At 29.5% G+C, this 941-nt stretch carries 1 protein-coding gene; it reads right to left on the reverse strand.

Annotated elements, in window-relative coordinates; translation table 11 throughout:
• A partial coding sequence (locus AJN60_RS10040; RefSeq protein ID WP_261661159.1) for a motility associated factor glycosyltransferase family protein occupies positions 1–941 on the reverse strand: 941 nt, incomplete at both ends.

Raw genomic sequence — 941 nt, forward strand, 5'->3', positions numbered from 1 at the left:
CATCTTGTATAAACTCATCTTCATCTAAAGAGTGATTGAAATTTTCTATATTTTGATAAACTTTTTCTAAAAATTCCAAAGGTAAAATAAAATCTTTACTGAGTATATTTTCTAAAATTTGTTTTAAAGCTAAAGCATCATTTAAAAATCTTTTAGCATTATCTTGATCTTTTTGTATTTTTTCTTTGAATTTAGCTAGTAGTTTATCACTTCTATTTTTAGTTAAACTTTTGGGAAGTTCAAACTTGGGTTTAAATTTTGTAAGGAGTTTTTCACAACATTCTTTAAAGGAAAGTTCTTCAGTAAAATTAATCCTTGCTCCACCTTCAGTAGCATTGTAAAATTTAGCTTCTTTACTGTTGCAAGCAAAAAGATATTCAAGCTTTATGCGATAATCATTCCAAGTCATATGAGTTAAAACTTCTCCTTTACTTGCATAGGCGGGGACTTTAAGTTTGTCTATATTTTCTTCATCGTTAAATTTCTCCCCAAAATCAAAACCTTTTGAATGTGAATTTCCTTCTTCATCAAAGGCCAAATCTTGCCCTATCATAATAATATTTTTAAATCCTAAAGCCAAAGCTAAGGTATAAGAAAAATGACTTACATGAGTACCTGTATCAACATAACCAAAGTCGTTAAGATTGAAGCGTTGGTATAAAGGATCATCTCTTAAAATCACACTTTTATTATCTAGTGCGCAAACCAAACTAGGATGCGTGGCGCATGAAAGCATATTTAAAGAAGTTTTATTTTCTTTATTTTGAAAAAATCTTAAAGGCAAGTCTTCAAAGTCAATATTTAAAACATAATCAGGTATTATGCCTTCTTTTTCAAGCATACTTAAAGCCCCATCAGCACAAAAGATCACTGCTTTATCTTGATAAGCTTTAAGTAAAGGAAGTTGTTTAGCTAAACTAGGTCCTGCAGAAACTACTATA

This window comes from Campylobacter sp. BCW_4323, assembly GCF_001763115.1.
GTDB lineage: Bacteria > Campylobacterota > Campylobacteria > Campylobacterales > Campylobacteraceae > Campylobacter_D > Campylobacter_D jejuni.